The sequence below is a fragment of the Winogradskyella sp. ABM4_392 genome (assembly GCF_056160445.1).
Genome location: NZ_JBSWXE010000006.1, coordinates 60,946 through 81,071 on the forward strand (window position 1 = coordinate 60,946; position 20,126 = coordinate 81,071).

General features: G+C 33.5%; 17 protein-coding genes. 13 read left to right on the forward strand and 4 right to left on the reverse strand.

The features are described 5' to 3' along the window. Nucleotides 1-65 precede the first annotated feature (65 nt). The gene (locus ACXAFS_RS12745; RefSeq protein WP_475307391.1) at nucleotides 66-1,016 is read left to right on the forward strand and encodes a calcium/sodium antiporter; all 951 of its coding nucleotides are present in this window, start codon (nucleotides 66-68) and stop codon (nucleotides 1,014-1,016) included. A gap of 60 nt (nucleotides 1,017-1,076) precedes the next feature. Here ACXAFS_RS12745 and ACXAFS_RS12750 read toward each other — a convergent pair whose 3' ends face one another. After that, nucleotides 1,077-2,093, reverse strand: coding sequence for a glutamine synthetase beta-grasp domain-containing protein (locus ACXAFS_RS12750; RefSeq protein WP_475307393.1), 1,017 nt, complete (start codon nucleotides 2,091-2,093; stop codon nucleotides 1,077-1,079). A gap of 176 nt (nucleotides 2,094-2,269) precedes the next feature. On the opposite strand from ACXAFS_RS12750, the gene ACXAFS_RS12755 reads away from it, so the two are divergent. The 10 genes from ACXAFS_RS12755 (at nucleotide 2,270) to ACXAFS_RS12800 (ending at nucleotide 12,482) form a co-directional block, all read left to right on the forward strand. Further along, a complete protein-coding gene (locus ACXAFS_RS12755) occupies nucleotides 2,270-4,456 on the forward strand; it encodes a glutamine synthetase III family protein (protein WP_475307394.1) in 2,187 nt (728 codons plus the stop codon). A 218-nt stretch (nucleotides 4,457-4,674) separates the two neighbouring features. Continuing rightward, nucleotides 4,675-4,812 carry a hypothetical protein gene (locus ACXAFS_RS12760; RefSeq protein ID WP_475307395.1) on the forward strand — a complete coding sequence of 46 codons (138 nt, stop codon included), beginning with the start codon at nucleotides 4,675-4,677 and terminating at the stop codon, nucleotides 4,810-4,812. A 185-nt stretch (nucleotides 4,813-4,997) separates the two neighbouring features. Next, nucleotides 4,998-5,681: a Curli production assembly/transport component CsgG gene (locus ACXAFS_RS12765; RefSeq protein WP_475307396.1), complete on the forward strand. Its 684-nt coding sequence runs from the start codon at nucleotides 4,998-5,000 to the stop codon at nucleotides 5,679-5,681. A gap of 49 nt (nucleotides 5,682-5,730) precedes the next feature. Then, nucleotides 5,731-6,909 (forward strand): AIR synthase related protein, encoded by a 1,179-nt coding sequence (locus tag ACXAFS_RS12770; RefSeq protein ID WP_475307398.1) that lies wholly within the window; start codon nucleotides 5,731-5,733, stop codon nucleotides 6,907-6,909. Nucleotides 6,910-6,921: 12 nt separating this feature from the next. Further along, nucleotides 6,922-7,923: a DUF3078 domain-containing protein gene (locus ACXAFS_RS12775; RefSeq protein WP_475307399.1), complete on the forward strand. Its 1,002-nt coding sequence runs from the start codon at nucleotides 6,922-6,924 to the stop codon at nucleotides 7,921-7,923. Nucleotides 7,924-8,382: 459 nt separating this feature from the next. Then, the gene (prfA, locus tag ACXAFS_RS12780; protein ID WP_278005865.1) at nucleotides 8,383-9,459 is read left to right on the forward strand and encodes a peptide chain release factor 1; all 1,077 of its coding nucleotides are present in this window, start codon (nucleotides 8,383-8,385) and stop codon (nucleotides 9,457-9,459) included. A 31-nt stretch (nucleotides 9,460-9,490) separates the two neighbouring features. Then, the gene (lepB, locus tag ACXAFS_RS12785) at nucleotides 9,491-10,162 is read left to right on the forward strand and encodes a signal peptidase I (RefSeq protein ID WP_475307400.1); all 672 of its coding nucleotides are present in this window, start codon (nucleotides 9,491-9,493) and stop codon (nucleotides 10,160-10,162) included. Continuing rightward, nucleotides 10,162-10,977: an orotidine-5'-phosphate decarboxylase gene (gene pyrF / locus ACXAFS_RS12790; protein WP_475307402.1), complete on the forward strand. Its 816-nt coding sequence runs from the start codon at nucleotides 10,162-10,164 to the stop codon at nucleotides 10,975-10,977. Before lepB ends, pyrF begins: the two co-directional genes overlap by 1 nt. Before the next feature lie 35 nt (nucleotides 10,978-11,012). Further along, a complete protein-coding gene (locus ACXAFS_RS12795; protein ID WP_475307403.1) occupies nucleotides 11,013-11,795 on the forward strand; it encodes an ABC transporter substrate-binding protein in 783 nt (260 codons plus the stop codon). Nucleotides 11,796-11,975: 180 nt separating this feature from the next. Beyond that, on the forward strand, nucleotides 11,976-12,482 hold the full coding sequence (locus ACXAFS_RS12800) for a hypothetical protein (RefSeq protein ID WP_475307405.1): 507 nt from the start codon (nucleotides 11,976-11,978) through the stop codon (nucleotides 12,480-12,482). Here ACXAFS_RS12800 and ACXAFS_RS12805 read toward each other — a convergent pair. Both ACXAFS_RS12805 and ACXAFS_RS12810 read right to left on the reverse strand, forming a co-directional pair. Continuing rightward, nucleotides 12,479-12,676 carry a Lacal_2735 family protein gene (locus tag ACXAFS_RS12805; RefSeq protein ID WP_475307406.1) on the reverse strand — a complete coding sequence of 66 codons (198 nt, stop codon included), beginning with the start codon at nucleotides 12,674-12,676 and terminating at the stop codon, nucleotides 12,479-12,481. The genes ACXAFS_RS12800 and ACXAFS_RS12805 overlap by 4 nt on opposite strands. Before the next feature lie 86 nt (nucleotides 12,677-12,762). Beyond that, nucleotides 12,763-13,467, reverse strand: coding sequence for a DUF4197 domain-containing protein (locus tag ACXAFS_RS12810; protein ID WP_475307408.1), 705 nt, complete (start codon nucleotides 13,465-13,467; stop codon nucleotides 12,763-12,765). 160 nt (nucleotides 13,468-13,627) lie between these two features. Between ACXAFS_RS12810 and ACXAFS_RS12815 the strand changes: the two genes are divergently transcribed. Next, the gene (locus ACXAFS_RS12815) at nucleotides 13,628-14,758 is read left to right on the forward strand and encodes a TlpA family protein disulfide reductase (protein WP_475307409.1); all 1,131 of its coding nucleotides are present in this window, start codon (nucleotides 13,628-13,630) and stop codon (nucleotides 14,756-14,758) included. 298 nt (nucleotides 14,759-15,056) lie between these two features. Here ACXAFS_RS12815 and ACXAFS_RS12820 read toward each other — a convergent pair whose 3' ends face one another. After that, entirely contained in the window at nucleotides 15,057-16,157 is a 1,101-nt protein-coding gene (locus ACXAFS_RS12820; protein WP_475307410.1) for an OmpA family protein, read from the reverse strand. 500 nt (nucleotides 16,158-16,657) lie between these two features. On the opposite strand from ACXAFS_RS12820, the gene ACXAFS_RS12825 reads away from it, so the two are divergent. Continuing rightward, entirely contained in the window at nucleotides 16,658-20,095 is a 3,438-nt protein-coding gene (locus ACXAFS_RS12825; protein ID WP_475307412.1) for a methylmalonyl-CoA mutase family protein, read from the forward strand. Nucleotides 20,096-20,126 lie beyond the last annotated feature (31 nt).

The window sequence follows — 20,126 nt, forward strand, 5'->3', positions numbered from 1 at the left end:
TGCTTTGAAAATGAAATACTATCTTCGCAATTCTTAAAAACATGAATTAAATATTTGGGTTGTAGATGAGTGTATTTCTTGTTATAGCTGGCTTAGCTTTATTGGTTGTTGGTGGTGATTTTTTGGTAAGAGCTTCTGTGGGATTATCCTTTAAGTTGAAAATCTCTAAGCTTGTTATAGGTATGACAGTGGTGTCTTTTGCAACGTCTGCACCAGAACTTTTGGTGAGTTTACAAGCAGCTTTTGATGGTATAACAGATATTGCATTGGGTAACGTAATAGGTTCTAATATTGCCAACATAGGTTTGGTTTTAGGTATTACAGCAATTATTTCACCTCTAGCTGTAGATCGAGATTTTTACCGGCTAAATTGGCCAATGATGATGTTGGTATCGTTTGTGCTTTATTATTTTTTGAAGAATGATGAACTGCTTTCAGCATTAGAAGGGGCAATACTTTTTATAGCCTTAATTGTATTTTTGGTTATACTCATTAGAAATTCTCGAAAATCGATTAAAGCAAATTTAGATGAGGTAGATGATGCATTAGCTGAGGTGTCTAACTTTAAAATCGTTACCTGGTTACTTATTGGTGCGGCAGGACTGTATTTTGGTTCTGAATGGTTAGTGCAAGGTGCAAAGGATCTTGCTAAAGCAGTTGGTGTTAGTGATTATGCTATTTCAGTAACAGTTATTGCAATTGGTACCAGTGTGCCAGAATTGGCAGCTTCTGTGATTGCTGCATTAAAACGTGAAAAAGCGATTTCCTTGGGTAATTTAATTGGCTCTAATATTTTTAATATTGCTTCAGTTTTAGGTTTAACAGCAATAGTAAAACCAATTGATGTAAACCCAGAAACTCCAGAAATCTTATCAACTAATATCTTTTGGATGATTGCTTTTGCGGCAATATTGGTACCACTAATGCTTATTCCAAAAAGATTTATTATTGGTCGTTATAAAGGAATGTTATTATTTGGAGCTTATATGCTTTTTATCTTTTTGGCATTAAAATAGGATACAAAAAAAGCTCATATTTATTATGAGCTTTTTTTTGTTTATAAATAGTACTGTTGATTAAACATTAGCACTTTTTACTGTCTTTACAATTCTACCTGCAACTTTATAAGGATCTGCATTAGACGCAGGTCTACGATCCTCTAACCATCCTTTCCATCCTTTTTCTACTGTAATAATAGGAATACGAATAGAAGCACCTCTATCAGAGATTCCGTAGCTAAACTCATCTATTGATTGTGTCTCATGGTCACCAGTTAGACGTTGGTCATTAAACTCTCCATATACTTCTATGTGTTCTTTAACAACAGGTCTAAATGCTTCACATATTTTCTCGTAAGTTGCTTTGTCGCCACATGTTCTTAATGTAGTGTTAGAGAAGTTAGCGTGCATACCAGAACCATTCCAGTCCATTTCTTTACCTAACGGTTTTGGATGGTACTCAATATAGTATCCGTATTTTTCAGTTAAACGATCTAATAAATAACGTGCTACCCAAATTTCGTCACCAGCTTTTTTAGCACCTTTTGCAAATAATTGAAACTCCCACTGACCAGAAGCAACTTCCTGATTAATTCCTTCAAAATTTAACCCAGCAGCAATACATTGGTCGGCATGCTCTTCTACTAAAGCTCTGCCGTGAGTATTTCTTCCACCTACAGAACAATAGTATAAACCTTGAGGTGCAGGATAACCACCAACAGGAAACCCTAAAGGTAGTTGGGTTTTCTTATCCATAATAAAATACTCTTGCTCAAATCCAAACCAAAAATCGTTGTCATCATCATCAATAGTAGCTCTTCCGTTTGATACATGTGGAGTGCCATCTGGATTTAAAACTTCTGTCATTACTAGGTATCCATCTTTTCTTGCAGGATCAGGATAAATAGCAACTGGTTTTAGTAAACAGTCTGACGAACCGCCTTCAGCTTGTCTGGTAGAACTACCATCAAAAGACCAAATAGGGCAGTCTTCTAGTTTTCCACTAAAATCGTCTTCAATTTTAGTTTTACTTCTCATGTTTTGAGTAGGCTTATAACCATCTAGCCATATGTACTCTAATTTAGATTTACTCATCAGTATTGGAATTTGTTATTAGATGATGCAAATATTAGTTTTTTTTCAATACCGTCAAAAAAAATAGGGGCTTTTAGATTAAATGTTATTAAAAGCTGTTAATAAACCCTAAAATTTAGGGGGTTAATTTATGTAAACCTGATAAATTCGTATTTTTGAGCCAAAATATTACTAATATGTCAACATTACGATTTTTCGCAGTTAAAGAATCATTAAAAAGAAAACCCCTAAAAATAGATGAGCCTAAAAGACGCTCAGAAGTGTTTGGTGCAAATGTGTTTAATGAAAATGCAATGCGTCAATATTTAACCAAAGAAGCTTTGTCTAGTATTATTGAGGCTATAACTAAAGGGACAAAAATAGATCGTGTTTTAGCTGACCATATATCTACAGGAATGAAAGAATGGGCAATTTCTAAAGGTGCTACTCATTATACGCATTGGTTTCAGCCTTTGACAGGTGCAACAGCAGAGAAGCATGATGCTTTCTTTGAAACTATTGGAGATGGAATGGCTATTGAAAAGTTTGGAGGTAGTCAATTGGTGCAGCAAGAACCTGACGCCTCTAGTTTTCCGCATGGTGGCATAAGAAATACATTTGAAGCTAGAGGTTATACTGCTTGGGATCCAACCTCACCAGCATTTATTTACGGAACAACATTGTGTATTCCTACTGTTTTTGTGTCTTACACTGGTGAAGCTTTAGATTATAAAACACCATTACTAAGAGCATTACACGCTGTTGACAAAGCAGCAGTTGCGGTTTGTAAATACTTTGATAAAAATGTGAAGAAAGTTAGTGCCTCTTTAGGGTGGGAACAAGAGTATTTTTTAATAGATACAGCCTTGGCAACTTCTAGGCCAGATATAGTACTTACAGGTAGAACTTTGCTTGGACATTCACCAGCAAAAGGGCAACAATTAGATGATCATTATTTTGGAAGTATACCATCGAGAGCAATGTCATATATGAGAGATTTAGAAAACGAGTGTATGTTACTAGGTATACCTGTAAAAACTAGACATAATGAAGTAGCTCCAAACCAATTTGAATTAGCACCAATTTTTGAAGAAGCTAATCTTGCTGTAGATCACAATTCGCTATTAATGGATGTTATGCAAAAGGTTGCTAAGCGTCATAATTTTAGTGTATTAATGCACGAAAAACCGTTTGCAGGTGTTAACGGTTCGGGTAAGCATAATAACTGGAGTCTTAGTACAGATACAGGAATAAATCTTTTATCTCCTGGCAAAACACCAATGAGTAACTTACAGTTTTTAACCTTTTTTATTAATACGATAAAAGCAGTACAAACACACGAAGAATTATTAAGAGCAGCCATTGCGTCAGCAAGTAATGACCATCGCTTGGGAGCTAATGAAGCGCCTCCTGCAATAATTTCAGTTTTTATTGGTGCTCAATTAACTAAGGTTTTAGAAGAATTAGAAACCGTAACTAAAGGAAAATTATCACCTCAAGAGAAAACAGATCTAAAGCTGAATGTTGTTGGTAAAATTCCTGAAATTTTGTTAGATAACACTGACAGAAACAGAACTTCACCTTTTGCTTTTACAGGCAATAAATTTGAGTTTAGAGCAGTTGGTTCTAAGGCAAATTGTGCAAATCCTATGACGGTTTTAAATACTATTGTAGCTAAGCAATTAATGGATTTTAAAGAAGAGGTTGATGTGTTGATTGACAAAAAATCAATGAAAAAAGATGATGCCATTTTTAATGTCTTAAGAGAGTATATTAAAACTTCAAAAGCAATATTGTTTGAAGGAAACGGTTACAGTGAAGCTTGGGAAAAAGAAGCAAAAAAACGAGGTCTAAGCAATAATAAAACAACACCTGATGCACTTAAGGTTAAGATAGCTAAGTCTTCTATTGAGTTGTTTGAGAATCTTGGTGTTATGAATGAAATTGAGGCTAAGGCGCGCTATGAAATAGAAATGGAGGAGTACATTCTTCGTGTACAAATTGAAAGCAGAGTTATTGGTGATATTGCTCGCAATCATGTGGTACCTACGGCAGTGAGGTATCAAAATATCCTTATAGAAAATGTAAAAGGGCTTAAGACTATTTATGGAGATCAGTTTAAGGATTTTGCTAAAGAACAATTAAATATTATCGAGCAGATTTCTAAACACATAGAAGCAATAAATTCTTTGGTTACTACGATGATTGATGAGCGTAAAAGCCTAAATTCTCAAAACAATATAGAAAAGAAAGCTAAAGGTTATTGCAATAAAGTAAAACCGATCTTTGATGATATAAGGTACCACTGTGATAAATTAGAGTTAATGATAGATGACGAGTTATGGCCACTTACAAAATATAGAGAGCTTCTTTTTACTAAGTAAAAATGAGCTTTCAAAATTTTCAAAAGGCTTTGATGCTAGTTTTATACGTATAATTACGTATAAAACTTAGTTTCAGAATTTGAATTAGTGTCGTTTGTCGATAACAATTGTCGCATTGTCGAAAACCCAATGGATTGTCATAAAAAAACTAATTTTCATCATTTTTTAAAAATCTTTATTTAGTATGTTTGTAGTGCTATTAATCAATATTTGTAAAAATGAAGAAGTTACTATTAAGTGTAGCTATTCTAGTGGGTGCGACCTTAATTCTATCCCAAGACAATTCCAAAGACATAAAAGATGTTGTTAAGGATGAGGTTGTTAATGTACAACCTGAGCTACAAACGGAGTCTTAAAAAAATAAGATATTAACGGCTTTTAGCCATTAAAAATTTATAGAAGGATATTACCATTGCTGTGGTTTTATCCTTTTTTTGTTACAGTAGATGCTTCATTTTATTTATTAGTTGTGAAATATTTTTCTATATTGCGCAACCTCAGATACTTAAATGACCTAAGTTTACTTGCTAATTAAGCTTACATGATTATTACAAATAAAAATCAATTCCTAACAATAATTTTTATTTTTCTAAGTCTATGTTGTATTACTGCCCAAGAAGAAAGTGTTCAACAAGAAGAAACAGATCAAACAAACAAGAGATTGCTTCATGAGTTAGAATTTTTGACACTAAGGGGAACTCATGTTGTCGATGCTGTTGTTGGTACTTCTATGTTATTTGGTGATTATCCAAATTCAGAACTCGATGTTTTTCTAAGAATAGGATACAAATACCATATTAATAGTAATCTCGATATCAATCTATCCTATAATAAATATAATATAGTCTTAGATGAAAATACTAACTTAGGCTTTATGTCTTTTGATCTCAATATTGAGTATTTAGTAAGTCCTTATAATGAGTTCTCTCCGTTTATTTTTGGTGGCTATGGTTACAATGCATCTAATTATTTTGAGGAAACCCATACCAAAGTTCAGTTTGGGTTAGGGTTAGAATATATTGTTATGGAAGGCTTAGGGATAAAGTTATTTGGGGATTATAATTTTGTACTTTCTAATGAAATGGAGGGGCTAATAATGCCTGATAACGATGAGTCTTTTTTGCGAGTAGGATTAGGTGTTAACCTTTATTTTGGTGGTAAAAAACGAAAAGAACAGATTTTAGAAAATATAGATACTGTAATAAATTCTAATTTAATCAAATAATTAATTTCTATTCTTACTTTTGCATTACTAAGAATCATTAAGAGTTTCTATGAGTAATTCTGTAAGCAAAAGATATGCCCAAAGAGGTGTTTCTGCCTCAAAAGAAGATGTACATAATGCCATAAAAAATATAGATAAAGGTTTGTTTCCTAAGGCCTTTTGTAAGATTGTGCCAGATTATTTAACAAACGATGATGACTATTGTTTAATAATGCATGCCGATGGTGCAGGTACAAAGTCATCTTTAGCATACATGTATTGGAAAGAAACAGGAGATCTTTCTGTATGGAAAGGTATAGCTCAGGATGCTTTAATCATGAATATTGATGATTTGTTGTGTGTTGGCGCAACAGATAATATTATGTTATCCTCTACAATCGGAAGAAACAAAAATCTTATTCCAGGAGAAGTTATTTCAGCCATAATCAATGGTACAGAAGAATTGATTGACGACTTAAAAGGCTTTGGAGTAACTATTCACTCAACTGGAGGTGAAACAGCGGATGTTGGTGATTTAGTAAGAACCATAATTGTAGATTCTACAGTTACGACTCGTATGAAACGCTCTGACGTCATAGACAATGCTAACATATCTGAAGGTGACGTTATTGTAGGTTTAGAATCTTTTGGACAAGCTACTTACGAAACTGAGTATAATGGCGGAATGGGAAGTAATGGGTTAACATCAGCAAGACACGATGTTTTTTCAAAATATTTAGCAGAAAAATATCCTGAAAGTTTTGATGCATCAGTGCCTAAAGACTTAGTGTATTCTGGTAATACTAAACTGACTGATACTGTACAGAACTCTCCAATAGATGCAGGTAAATTAGTATTGTCACCAACAAGGACTTATGCTCCAATAATTAAGGAAATACTTAATAAATATAAAAGTGATACTGTACATGGTATGGTACATTGTAGTGGTGGAGCACAAACAAAAATTCTTCACTTTGTAGATAAGCTTCATATTATAAAAGATAATATGTTTAAAATTCCGCCGTTGTTTAAGCTTATACAAGAGCAATCTAAGACAGATTGGAAAGAAATGTATCAAGTATTCAACTGTGGTCATCGAATGGAGTTATATGTAAAGCCTGAAATCGCTGAAGATATTATTGCAATTTCTAAATCGTTTAATGTTGATGCTCAGATTATAGGTAGAGTAGAGGCTTTAGAAACTAAAAAGCTAAGTATTACAAGCGAGTACGGTACATTTACATATTAAATTAAAGCGCATATGCAAAACATAAAGCGATTAATATTTGCTTTTTTCTTATTGACATCTGTCACTATTGTAGCACAACCAGATTCACTTTTTTTTGTCGATCCTGCATTAAAAATAGATTTAGGCTGGAATACTAAAAACGAAGTAGGACTAACATTAAATCAAGTGTCTTTTACCAATTGGAATGCTGGTGGTACCAACTCTATTACAGCAATTCTCAGTGGCAAAGCAACAGCTAAATATAGAACAGAAACTTACTTTTGGAATTCTTCATTAAACCTGCGATATGGTTTAAATAAGCAAGAAGGGCAGTCATTGTTTAAAACTGAAGATGTGATTGAAGTGATTTCTAATTTCGGATTAGACAAAAGTCCTGAAAGCAATTGGTTTTATTCGGCCAGGTTTAGTTTCAATACGCAATTTGCAAATGGTTATAGTAATCCAAATGATAACAATCCTATTTCAAAGTTTATGGCGCCAGGCTATGTATTCTTGGGTGCAGGTATGGAATATGGTAGACATATAGACAGATTTTCTTTATATGTATCACCTATAACATTGAAGACTACGTTTGTTTTAGATGAAGCCTTGGCTAATCAAGGTGCTTTTGGAGTAAAGCCTGCTATTTATGATATGGAAGGAAATGTTATAAGAAAGGGTGAAACTACTCGTCAGGAATTTGGAATGCTCTTTACAGGGCAATTTGAAGATGAAGTTTTTGAGAACATAAAATTAAACTCACGCTTAAGACTTTATACCGACTATTTGGTAAATTTTGGAAATGTAGATGTAGATTGGGAGGTTAATGTAGGCATGAAAGTTAATAAATATGTGCAGGCAACCTTAGGGTCTCATTTAAGATATGATCACGATATCAATTCTGAGGTAGAAACCAATGAGATTACAAATGAAGAGGTAGTTATTGAAGGACCTAGAATTCAATGGAAACAATTACTAGGTGTTGGTGTTGTGGTAGATTTAGAGAATGTGATTAACGGAAGTTCAGAGCCCTAGTGTTACGCTTTCAAATAAAACCTTTTATCAACGAAAGAAAGACACTGGTAATTAAACTGTCTAGCAAAAATATGATACTAAAAAACTTAAGGTTAGATACACCTCTTATTTTATAAAAATTTAAGCGTTGCCTTAATTTTCTATCACTAATCATTATCCATAGTAGAAAGACCAGGAATAATTTAGTGCAAAGCGCTAAAATCAATTCTGGATTAATTACCGTAATAGCAATGGTCACTAAAAACGACCAAAGAGCAAGCGGCTTGTAGTAGTTTAGTATAGAGGTAAACTGCTTTCGCATACTACCTAAAACGCTAAAGAGATAGAAAATATTTTTTAAAATAGACGTAAAATACATTTTTGATAAAATCTATGAATTCAGAAATAAGTTTCTAAAAAGTTAAATCTCCATAATCAACTAAAAAATTGTACTTTTGACTTCCAATTTTTTGAAGAGAGATGTTAGAGAAAATTCAGATTGTAAAACAACGATTCGATGAGGTAAATGACCTCATAATTCAACCAGATATAATTGCAGATCAAAAGCGTTACATTCAACTAAATAAGGAATATAAAGACCTAAAAAAAATAGTTGATAAAGGGGACGTTTATAAAGAATTATTAGATAATATTTCTGAAGCTGAAGAAATTATAGCAGATGGCTCTGATGCAGAGATGGTAGAAATGGCAAAAATGCAGTTAGATGAAGCCAAAGAAGATTTGCCTAAAATAGAAGAAGAAATACGTTTCTTATTGATACCAAAAGATCCAGACGATGCCAAGAATGTTGTTGTAGAAGTGCGAGCAGGAACAGGTGGTGATGAAGCCAGTATTTTTGCAGGTGACTTATACAGAATGTACTCAAAATACTGTAGTAATAAAGGTTGGAAGGTAGATGTAGTAAGTACAAGCGAAGGAACATCCGGAGGTTTTAAGGAAATTATTTTCGAGGTTTCTGGAGAAGATGTTTACGGTACTATGAAGTTTGAAGCAGGTGTACATCGTGTACAACGTGTACCACAAACAGAGACACAAGGTCGTGTGCATACTAGTGCAGCAACTGTGGTGGTAATGCCAGAAGCTGAAGAGTTTGATTACGAACTAGACATGACAGAGGTTCGTATAGAGCGTACAACATCAACTGGTCCTGGAGGTCAGTCGGTAAATACAACATACTCTGCAATTAAGCTACACCACGAGCCAACAGGTATGATTGTAAGTTGTCAAGATCAGAAATCATCGCACAAAAACTTAGAAAAAGCCTTAAAGGTTTTACGTTCGCGATTATATGAAGAAGAATTAAGAAAGCGTCAGGCAGAAGCTTCAGAAAAGCGTAAAAGTATGGTAAGTTCTGGTGATAGAAGTGCTAAGATTAGAACGTACAACTATCCTCAAGGTCGTGTAACCGATCATAGAATTGGGTTAACCTTATATGATTTATCAAATATCATAGACGGAGATATTCAAAAAATAATAGACGAGTTAATGCTTGCAGAAAACACTGAGTTGTTAAAAGCTAGCGACGAAGCAATATAAATTTTCAGGCCTCTTTTTTGAGGCTTTTTTTATGAAAAGAAAACTTTTAATTTTATTATCCATTTTAGGTGCTGTAATTATTTTAGCAAGGCTAACAGGTGCTTTGTCTTACTACACACTTCCAAGTACTTCAAACGAACCTAATTTAAAATTGAATTCAAAATTGATTGGTTCAAATTTAATTAAGCCAAAGCCTATGGATTTTGCCTATTTTAAATTTTCAGATAGTTTGGATGGTTGGACATTAATAAAAAGATTGATTGCTGTACCTGGTGATAAGTTAGAGTGTAGGAGAGGAGTGATTTATGTTAACGACAAGAATGTAGATACCTTGTTGAATTTAAGATATTCATACGTGGTTTCAAATAATATTGGAAAAAATTTAATAGAAGAATTTAAAGAGGATGAATCTTTTCAGATGTATATAAAAGGTAACGATTCTATGGTGGTTTTTTTAGATTCTGATTATGTGGCTAATTCTCAACTAAAAATTAAGAGACGCCTAGATGATGATTTTTCAGCACTTTCTAGAGACATTTCTTCTAAAAAAGGTAATTGGAACATAAGTAATTTTGGACCTATTGTTTTACCACCAAAAAAATATTTTTTTCTCGGAGATAATAGAGATAATTCATTAGATTCTAGATATAGAGGTTTTGTAGATGAAGAGAATATAATAGGAACATTAATTTATAACTTTTAATGACAACGAACCAACTAATCACTCAAATCAAGAAAAAACAATCCTTTCTTTGCATAGGATTAGATGTAGATTTAAATAAAATTCCTCAACACCTTTTAGAGGAAGAAGACCCAATATTTGCTTTTAATAAAGCTATAATTGATGCAACACATCAGCTTTGTGTGGCATACAAGCCTAACACTGCTTTTTATGAAGCTTATGGTATTAAAGGTTGGCAGGCGTTAGAAAAAACAATAAACTATCTTAACGACAAGCATCCGGAAATTTACACCATTGCAGATGCAAAGCGTGGAGATATAGGTAATACAAGTACTATGTATGCTAAGGCCTTTTTCGAAGATTTAGGATTTGATAGTGTTACCGTAGCACCATATATGGGCAAAGATTCGGTAGAACCTTTTTTAGCTTTTGAGGACAAGAACACCATTTTGTTAGCATTAACATCTAATCAAGGAGCTTTCGATTTTCAAACTAAAACCGTTGATGGAGTAGAACTTTATAAACAGGTTTTACAAACTTCAAAAACTTGGAAAAATTCTGAAAATTTAATGTATGTGGTTGGTGCTACTAAAGCAGAATTTTTAGCAGATATTAGGCAAATCATACCAGATAGTTTTTTGTTGGTGCCAGGCGTTGGTGCACAAGGAGGTAACCTTCAAGATGTTTGTAAATACGGAATGACTGATACTGTAGGTTTGCTTATTAATTCTTCTAGAGGAATAATATATGCATCTCAAAACGATGATTTTGCACAGGCTGCAGCAGCAAAAGCTAAAGAGTTGCAGTTGCAGATGAGTGAAATTCTGAATGCTTAAAATTAGCTAATCTAAACTCATTTCAACATCTTAAGATGAAATACTTAGATCAGTTAAATAGAAACGTCGAGCTAGAGTATATACCAAAACGCATTGTGTCTCTGGTGACTTCACAAACCGAATTATTAGTTGATTTAGGACTAGAAAACGACCTTGTAGGTGTTACAAAATTTTGTGTACACCCAAATCATCTCAGAAAACAAAAAACCGTTGTTGGTGGTACAAAACAGATTCATCTTAATAAAATAAAAGCGCTTCGGCCAGACATTATACTTTGTAATAAAGAAGAAAATACAAAGGAAATAATCAAAGATTTAGAAGATGTAGCTCCTATACATATTAGTGATGTAGATACTGTTGATGATTGTTTAGAGCTTATAAAAATGTATGGTAGTATTTTCAATAGCTCTAAAAATGCTTCAGATTTAATTGTAGCTATTACAACCGAAAGACAAAAATTTCAATCTGCATTACAATCTACAAGGAAGAAGAAAGTTGCCTATTTTATATGGAAGAATCCTTGGATGGTTGCAGCTTCAAATACGTTTATAAATACAATGATTAACGAAGCTGGTTTTAGTAATGTTTTTGAAAACGAATCGCGTTATCCTGAAATAGATTTAGAGCATTCAAAATTAAAAGAAGCCGATTTAATATTCCTTTCAAGTGAGCCATATCCTTTTAAAACTAAAGATATAGAGGGTTTTAGAGAGCAGTTTCCGTTAAAAGATATAAGTATAGTTGATGGTGAAATGTTTTCGTGGTATGGAAGCCGATTATTGAAGTCTTACAAGTATTTTCAAACATCATTTTATTAAATAAAAAAGTCGGTACCTAACTAAAATACCGACCTTAATCTAACTAACTGTTCTAATCTCTTTTAAGACTTAATCTCTTTTGCAGTACAAAGATGTTGACTTTCTGTGGTTTAAATGTTATGTTAATATTAGCATATAATTAAATGTAGTTTAATAACTTAGGCTAAAACTATATCAATCATGAAAACAATTACACATCTTTTGGTCTTTGTTATGTTTAGCACATTCGTTAGTGCGCAAAATTCTACTTGCAAATGTTGTACAGAAAAACACTCAGAATTTGATTTTTGGATAGGTACTTGGGAGGTAACTAATCCTAATGGAGCAAGAGCAGGAGAGAATACGATAGAAAAAATACAAGGAGATTGTGTATTGCAAGAAAATTGGACTAGTGCTACACCAGGATATACGGGTACAAGTAATAATTTCTATAACTACAAGACAGAACAGTGGGAGCAAATCTGGATAGATAACCAAGGACAAAGCTTGCATCTCAAAGGAAGTAAAGTTGGTAATCAAATGATCTTACAAACTGATGAAGAAACTAATTCCGAAGGAAAAACATTTTACCATCGTGTCACTTGGACAGATAATGCAGATGGTACTGTAAGACAACTTTGGGAAACTATAACAGATGGTAAAGATGTAACTGTGGCCTTTGACGGTTTGTATAAGCGCAAAAATTAGTTAGCCTGTAATTTAGAGTCACCAATAATAAACTTAAGTTTATTTAATTGGTGTAAGACTTTGGTAGCTTTAAATTCTGAAAAATCACTTAGTGCATGATCAGTTTGCCTCAGATTGTATGCATCCTCAATAAGACGTAGGTATTCTTGATTTAATTTTAACCTTTTTCGGAGCAAGTGTTCTGAATTCTGCACAATAAATGAAAATTGGTTAGTCTTCTAATTTACTAAAAATTAAGCAAATAAGATGCAGGTTTTAGTGAAAAAATTATGTTAAATAATTAATCTTGTAGGGCAAATACTTTTTTTAGTAAGTCTGTAGTTCTAGATGATACTTTAGTTCTAATTTCTTTCTCCTCCACAGCAATCATGGTATACACGCCTTTTAAAGCTTCTGTGGTTACATAATCTGTTAAATCTGGATTTACATTATTGGTAAGCGGCAAGTTGTTGTATTTGGTAATAAGATTATTCCATATTTGGTCTGCACCAACTTTACCGAAAGAGTTGCTTATTACAGGCTTAAATTTATTGTAAAGCTGCGTCTGTGTTTTTGAAGTTAGATATTCGGTCGCCGCATTGTCTTCACCAAGCAAAATATTTTTTGCATCATTAAAAGTGATGTCCTTTACGGCATTTACAAAAATAGGTGTGGCTTCTTTTACGGCATCTTCAGCTGCTCTGTTAAGTGCTTTTATACCATCATCGGCTAAACTACTCAATCCTACTTTTCGTAATGCTTCATCTACTTTTTGCAGCTCTTCAGGTAAAAGAATTTTAACTAATTCGTTTTTGTAAAAACCATTTTTTTGGGTAAGCTTGGTAACTTGTTTGTCAATACCAAAGTCTAATGCTTGGCGTAAACCGGCAGCCATATCTTCATTACTTAATCCACCTGTTTGTGGTAACTCATTTATTACATTTTGTAATTCTGCACAGGCAGTTAAATTTAAAACGATTAGGAGGGCAAAAATTCTTTTAATCATAAATTGAAGATTTAGTTTTAACAAAGATATTTTAAAAATATAGAGTACCACAAAGTATAGCAATTTTAACGACAGAAAAACGTTAGAATACATTAATTAGTTAAAATTCTTATTTTTAGCACAGTATTTGATTATCCATTTGTAAACAGTAAAATTCATTATGAATTCTTTCAATAAAAAACTTCTCTCATTTGTCGCAATAGTATTTTTGTTACTTAATTACGGACATAGTCAGATTAACGTTTCAGAATTTCTTCAAGAATCTAAAATTGCTTCTCCAGATAATAATAAATTATATTTTGTCGATTTTTGGGCAACTTGGTGTGTTCCGTGTATAGCGGCTAAAGAACATTTGAAGGTGTTGCAAAGCCAATTTCCAGATGATTTTTATGTCGTTTCATTATCAAGCGAAAATCCGATAAAGGTTGAGAAATTTTTAAAGAAAAAGCCCAATGATTTAGCTGTTGCCATAGATTATAATAAAGAGACATTCGGTAAGTACAATGTAAATGTTTTACCTGCAGGTGTTTTGTTTAATGCTAATGGAAAGGTGCTTTGGGAAGGCGGAGCTCCAGATCTAAAGAAAGAAATGGTGGCAAGGTTTCTAAGACAGCAAACTGCTAAAACATCATTAAGCTCATTTTTTAATGTTATTAGTGTTGAAGATGAAACTTCAAACGAATACATTCCCACAGAAGCAATGGAAGTTAAACCTTTGGCAAGTGGTTTTGAAGAATTGAACGTAGTGGATAATGACAAATATTTAAAAGTGTCAGGATCTTTAAAGGCTGTTTTAGGATATTTGGCAAAAATATATAAGAATCAAATTGTCATTGCTGATGGTTTGGATACCAACTATGAAGTGTATTTTAAAAAACCATTAAATGCAAATGAAAATATTGCTTTTAAATTAATTACAGAATTAAACTTGGGAGTGGATAGAAAATTCAACGAAGGAGAAGGTATTAGCTTTACTGTAGATACACCAAGATTTTGGGACACTAACCAAATAGATTGGGGAAAAAATAATGCTAAATATTTAATAGGCGATTCTCAAATACAAGGTGATAATGTGTCTTTAAAAGATATTGCTTATCAATTAGCATATGTCTTAGATATGCCAGTTATTGTGCCAGATGATTCAGGTATGAGTTTAACACTTCATGATTGGGATTTTCATTATAAGTTTTTTCAGTTAATGCAAACCGATTTAGAAGATAACTATGGTATTAAGGCTGAAAAGAAAACGATTACTTACCCAGTATATCACATACAAAAAAAGGCTCCTTGAATATGAGCTTTTCAATATGAGCACCATTCTAAATTGGTTGTTGTGAAGCTTAAGTTTGTAGTTTTAATTTTCTGAAAGATAATAAACCCTTATGATATGCTGTCTTAATTGTCTGATGATTTGGATTGGTAGGTTACTAATTCAATTCAATCTTGTATGAGAGTTTTCTAGTTAAAAGAACCGTTCGATAATTAAGATGTTAAGCTAAAAGACAAATGATAATTTTACCTAAGATTATCGAATAAAAAAAGCTCCTTAAAAAGGAGCTTTTTTTATTTGTACATAGTACAGTATTTTATTAGTTAGAGATAACTCTAAACTCAGTACGTCTGTTTCTTTGGTGTTGAGCTTCAGAACACTCAACTCCGTTAGAACATCTGTTTGTTAATCTTGTTTCACCAAAACCTCTTGCAGTTAATCTGCTTCTAGAGATACCTTTAGATACTAAATAGTTAACTACAGAGTTTGCTCTTTGTTGAGATAAAGACATGTTAAAGTCATCATTACCTCTAGAGTCTGTATGAGACATGATTTCGATACTTACATTACTGTCACTTAAGATTGGTAATAAAGTGTCATCGATAGTCTTTTTAGAAGAAGACGTTAATCTAGCGCTACCTAATTCATAAAAAACAGGTAATACATTAGGGTTTAATAACTCACAATCAACTTCTTCCCAAGTAGTGATACCACCTTTTTTGTCTAATACAGTTCTTGTAACTGTTTGGTATTGAGCAGGAATAGTAGTAGTTTCAGTTCTTGCAGGTGTGTCAACAACTCTTCTTTTGATAGTTGTGTACTCAGCAGGAATTTCAATCTCATCCATTCTAGCAGGAGTCTTAATAACTCTTTTCTTGTAAGTAGTTGTTTGCTCTGGTACTGGTACAGAGTTAGTGCTAGCATCAGACGATAAAGTTGTAAAACTTACGTCTCTAGATTGAGCAGGATACTCAACAAAACAAGCTGCAACACAATCATCCTTATCTACAGAAGGACAGTCCTCTAATACTTTGTACTCCCAACCAGAAGTCTTTGGGTAAATTTCAAAAGTTCTAGAATCTCTTCCAAATGATGCAGGAACAACTTTTAAGTCTGTGCGAGCTTCTTGCTTTACGTAAGGAACATCAACAGTTTCGTAAGTAGCAGGTACGTAAACAAACTTTTTAGAAGCTTCTTTTACTAATACACGCTCTTCAACTGTTCTGTAAGTTGCAGGAATTACTTGTAGAGTAGTGTAAGCTGGGTAAGTTTGAATAGTTTCTTCAACTTCCTTAAACTCATCCTTAGTAATACATTTTACATAACATTTACCTGGTTCAGGGTTTGTTGGTAATCCTTGTGCTTGAGAAAATCCTATCCCAGCTACAAAGCAAACTAGTAATAATAGTTTTTGTTTCATAAGAAATAAATAATTAGTTAATGGTTATAGTTTATTTTTATCGTAAGAATTATCGTCCCACGTGTTTTGTTAGACACAGTTAATTAGCAAGGGTCACTATTAACTTAGAGGTTAGGGGATAAGTTAATTGTTGGAATTAAGATTAATCGATAAAAAAATTAATCAAGATGTTAAAAATATAAAAAATTGATAAAATATTAACAAAAAAATTGAATAAATGATATTAAATTATTTTTTAATTTTTTCAAATATGATAGTTTTCTATAACATTCGAGAATTAATCAACTATTGTTTTGTCAAACTACATTATAAAATATTTTAGGACCAATTCATGAGATCATTAAGGTATAAGGATATAACAATTAATTACATTTAACACTATTTCATAAATTAGGTTAATTATTGAAGCTTAAACAAGGGCATTATATAATTTATAATTACGGTTAGTTTTTTTTGAATAATCAGTAAATTTGCACCTCAATTAAGCAAGATTTTTACGAATGGAACAAATCGCACCATATAAACCAAAACACAAAGTACGAATTGTAACTGCAGCCTCTCTTTTTGATGGGCACGATGCAGCCATAAATATAATGCGTCGTATCATCCAAGCTACTGGAGTAGAGGTCATTCACCTTGGGCACGATAGAAGTGTAGAAGAGGTTGTAAATACAGCCATACAAGAAGATGCAAATGCTATAGCAATGACGTCTTATCAAGGTGGACACAATGAGTACTTTAAATATATGTACGATTTGTTGAAAGAAAAAGGTGCAGGCCACATCAAGATTTTTGGTGGTGGAGGTGGAGTAATTCTACCAGAAGAGATTAAAGAGCTAATGGATTATGGTATCACTAGAATCTATTCGCCAGACGATGGTAGGGAAATGGGCTTGCAAGGAATGATTAATGATTTGGTTCAAAAATCAGATTATGCCATAGGAGATCAATTAAATGGCGAAGCAAATACACTTCACGAAAAGAACCCAAAATCTATTGCGAGAGTTATCTCTGCAGCCGAAAATTTCCCTGAAGTAGCCAAAGATGCTTTAGAAACTATTCATACTAAAAATGAAACTTCAAAAACACCAGTCCTCGGAATCACAGGTACAGGTGGTGCAGGTAAATCGTCGTTAGTAGATGAGTTGGTGCGTCGTTTCTTAATTGATTTTCCAGAAAAAACAGTTGGGTTAATTTCTGTAGATCCTTCCAAACGTAAAACAGGTGGTGCATTATTGGGCGATAGAATCCGAATGAATGCCATCAACTCGCCGCGTGTGTATATGCGTAGTTTAGCAACACGTCAGTCTAATTTGGCATTGTCTAAATATGTTAACGAAGCGGTTGAGGTTTTAAAAGCTGCTGAGTATGATTTAATCATCTTAGAAACGTCTGGTATCGGACAATCAGATACCGAAATATTAGAGCATAGTGATGTATCACTTTATGTAATGACACCAGAATTTGGTGCAGCCACACAGCTTGAAAAAATCGATATGTTAGATTTTGCTGATTTGGTAGCGATTAACAAATTCGATAAACGTGGTGCTTTAGATGCGTTACGCGATGTGAAAAAGCAATATATGCGAAACCACAATCTGTGGCACGAAGATCCAGATACAATGCCTGTTTTTGGTACTATCGCATCTCAGTTTAACGATCCTGGAATGAACACGCTTTACAAAGCGATAATGGATAAAGTTGCAGAAAAAACTGAAGCAGACTTAAAATCGACTTTCGAGATTTCTAAGGAAATGAGCGAGAAAATTTTCGTTATTCCACCATCTCGAACACGTTACCTGTCAGAGATTGCAGAGAATAACAGAGCTTACGACAAAACAGCTGATGCTCAGGTAGAGGTAGCTCAAAAGTTATACGGAATTTTTAAAACTATTTGTTCTGTTGGTAATGTCACTTTGAGAGCAGTTGAAAAGTCTTTTATAGGAAAACAAGGTTTAGACCAAGATGAGATCCTAAAACAAGTTCAGAATGACAAAAAGGATTTCATTAAAATGCTTATCGCAGAATTCGATCGTGTAAAACTGAACTTAGATCCTTACAATTGGGAAATCATTACAGGTTGGGATGATAAGGTAAACCGTTATAAAGATCCTATTTATAGTTTCAAAGTAAGAGATAAAGAAATTAAGATAGAAACGCACACTAAGTCGTTATCGCATTCCGATATTCCAAAGGTAGCTTTACCAAAATACCAAGCTTGGGGAGATATTTTAAGATGGTGTTTACAAGAAAATGTGCCAGGAGAATTCCCATATGCTTCAGGATTATATCCTTTTAAAAGAACAGGTGAGGATCCAACGCGTATGTTTGCAGGTGAAGGAGGTCCAGAGCGTACCAACAGACGTTTTCATTACGTAAGTTTAGGTATGCCAGCAAAGCGTTTATCTACAGCTTTCGATTCGGTAACCTTATACGGAAATGATCCAGATTACAGACCAGATATTTATGGTAAAATTGGTAATGCAGGTGTAAGTATTTGTTGTTTAGACGATGCTAAAAAACTGTATTCAGGATTTAATTTAGCGGATGCTATGACGTCGGTAAGTATGACAATTAACGGTCCTGCGCCAATGTTACTAGGCTTTTTTATGAATGCAGCAATAGATCAGCAATGCGAAATTTATATCAAAGAAAATGGTTTAGAAGAAGAAGTTGAGCAAAAGATAAAAGCTATTTACAAGGACAAAGAGCGTCCTAAATACAATGCCGAAATTCCTGAAGGAAACGATGGTTTAGGGTTGATGTTATTAGGTGTTACAGGTGATCAAGTATTGCCAAAAGACGTTTACCAAGACATTAAAGCAAAGACCATTGCTCAGGTAAGAGGAACGGTTCAGGCAGATATTTTAAAAGAAGATCAGGCGCAGAATACTTGTATTTTTTCAACAGAGTTTGCACTTCGTTTAATGGGTGATGTGCAAGAATATTTTATTGAAAATAATGTACGTAACTTCTACTCAGTTTCTATTTCTGGATATCATATTGCAGAAGCTGGTGCTAATCCAATTTCGCAGTTAGCGTTTACGTTGGCTAATGGATTTACCTATGTAGAATACTACTTAAGTCGAGGAATGGACATCAATAAATTCGGTCCGAATTTATCATTCTTCTTCTCAAATGGTATCGATCCTGAATATGCAGTTATTGGTCGTGTAGCACGTAAAATTTGGGCAAAAGCGTTAAAGCATAAATATGGTGCCAATCCAAGAGCACAAATGTTGAAGTATCACATTCAAACATCTGGTCGTAGTTTACACGCTCAGGAAATTGATTTCAACGATATCAGAACTACGCTTCAGGCATTGTATGCTATTTACGACAACTGTAATTCGTTACATACAAATGCGTATGACGAAGCTATTACAACACCTACGGAAGAATCTGTGCGTCGTGCAATGGCAATTCAGTTAATCATCAATAAAGAATTAGGTTTGGCTAAGAATGAAAACCCAATACAAGGCTCTTTCATTATTGAAGAATTAACCGATTTAGTAGAAGAAGCTGTATTGACTGAGTTTGACAGAATCACAGAACGTGGTGGTGTACTAGGTGCTATGGAAACGATGTATCAACGTAGTAAAATTCAGGAAGAAAGCTTGTACTACGAAACCCTAAAGCACAATGGCGAATTTCCAATTATTGGTGTAAACACATTCTTAAGCAGTAAAGGTTCGCCAACAGTACAACCTGCGGAAGTAATTAGAGCAACGGAAGAGGAAAAAGAAGATCAAATTAAAACGCTTCAAAATTTACATAAAGCAACTAATACAACCGAATTATTAAAAGATTTACAGAACAAGGCTATTAATAATCAGAACATTTTTGAAGCTTTAATGGAAGTCTGTAAAGTGTGTAGTTTAGGACAGATTACCAATGCCTTATTCGAAGTTGGCGGACAGTATCGCAGGAATATGTAGATTATTTTTAATTTTTATATGTCTCATTAAT

Bases quoted from the DNA above. Each gene is read 5' to 3' on its own strand.
- ACXAFS_RS12745 (WP_475307391.1), top strand. From the start codon at position 66: ATGAGTGTATTTCTTGTTATAGCTGGCTTAGCTTTATTGGTTGTTGGT.
- ACXAFS_RS12750 (WP_475307393.1), bottom strand. From the start codon at position 2,093: ATGAGTAAATCTAAATTAGAGTACATATGGCTAGATGGTTATAAGCCT.
- ACXAFS_RS12755 (WP_475307394.1), top strand. From the start codon at position 2,270: ATGTCAACATTACGATTTTTCGCAGTTAAAGAATCATTAAAAAGAAAA.
- ACXAFS_RS12760 (WP_475307395.1), top strand. From the start codon at position 4,675: ATGAAGAAGTTACTATTAAGTGTAGCTATTCTAGTGGGTGCGACCTTA.
- ACXAFS_RS12765 (WP_475307396.1), top strand. From the start codon at position 4,998: ATGATTATTACAAATAAAAATCAATTCCTAACAATAATTTTTATTTTT.
- ACXAFS_RS12770 (WP_475307398.1), top strand. From the start codon at position 5,731: ATGAGTAATTCTGTAAGCAAAAGATATGCCCAAAGAGGTGTTTCTGCC.
- ACXAFS_RS12775 (WP_475307399.1), top strand. From the start codon at position 6,922: ATGCAAAACATAAAGCGATTAATATTTGCTTTTTTCTTATTGACATCT.
- prfA (WP_278005865.1), top strand. From the start codon at position 8,383: ATGTTAGAGAAAATTCAGATTGTAAAACAACGATTCGATGAGGTAAAT.
- lepB (WP_475307400.1), top strand. From the start codon at position 9,491: ATGAAAAGAAAACTTTTAATTTTATTATCCATTTTAGGTGCTGTAATT.
- pyrF (WP_475307402.1), top strand. From the start codon at position 10,162: ATGACAACGAACCAACTAATCACTCAAATCAAGAAAAAACAATCCTTT.
- ACXAFS_RS12795 (WP_475307403.1), top strand. From the start codon at position 11,013: ATGAAATACTTAGATCAGTTAAATAGAAACGTCGAGCTAGAGTATATA.
- ACXAFS_RS12800 (WP_475307405.1), top strand. From the start codon at position 11,976: ATGAAAACAATTACACATCTTTTGGTCTTTGTTATGTTTAGCACATTC.
- ACXAFS_RS12810 (WP_475307408.1), bottom strand. From the start codon at position 13,467: ATGATTAAAAGAATTTTTGCCCTCCTAATCGTTTTAAATTTAACTGCC.
- ACXAFS_RS12815 (WP_475307409.1), top strand. From the start codon at position 13,628: ATGAATTCTTTCAATAAAAAACTTCTCTCATTTGTCGCAATAGTATTT.
- ACXAFS_RS12820 (WP_475307410.1), bottom strand. From the start codon at position 16,157: ATGAAACAAAAACTATTATTACTAGTTTGCTTTGTAGCTGGGATAGGA.
- ACXAFS_RS12825 (WP_475307412.1), top strand. From the start codon at position 16,658: ATGGAACAAATCGCACCATATAAACCAAAACACAAAGTACGAATTGTA.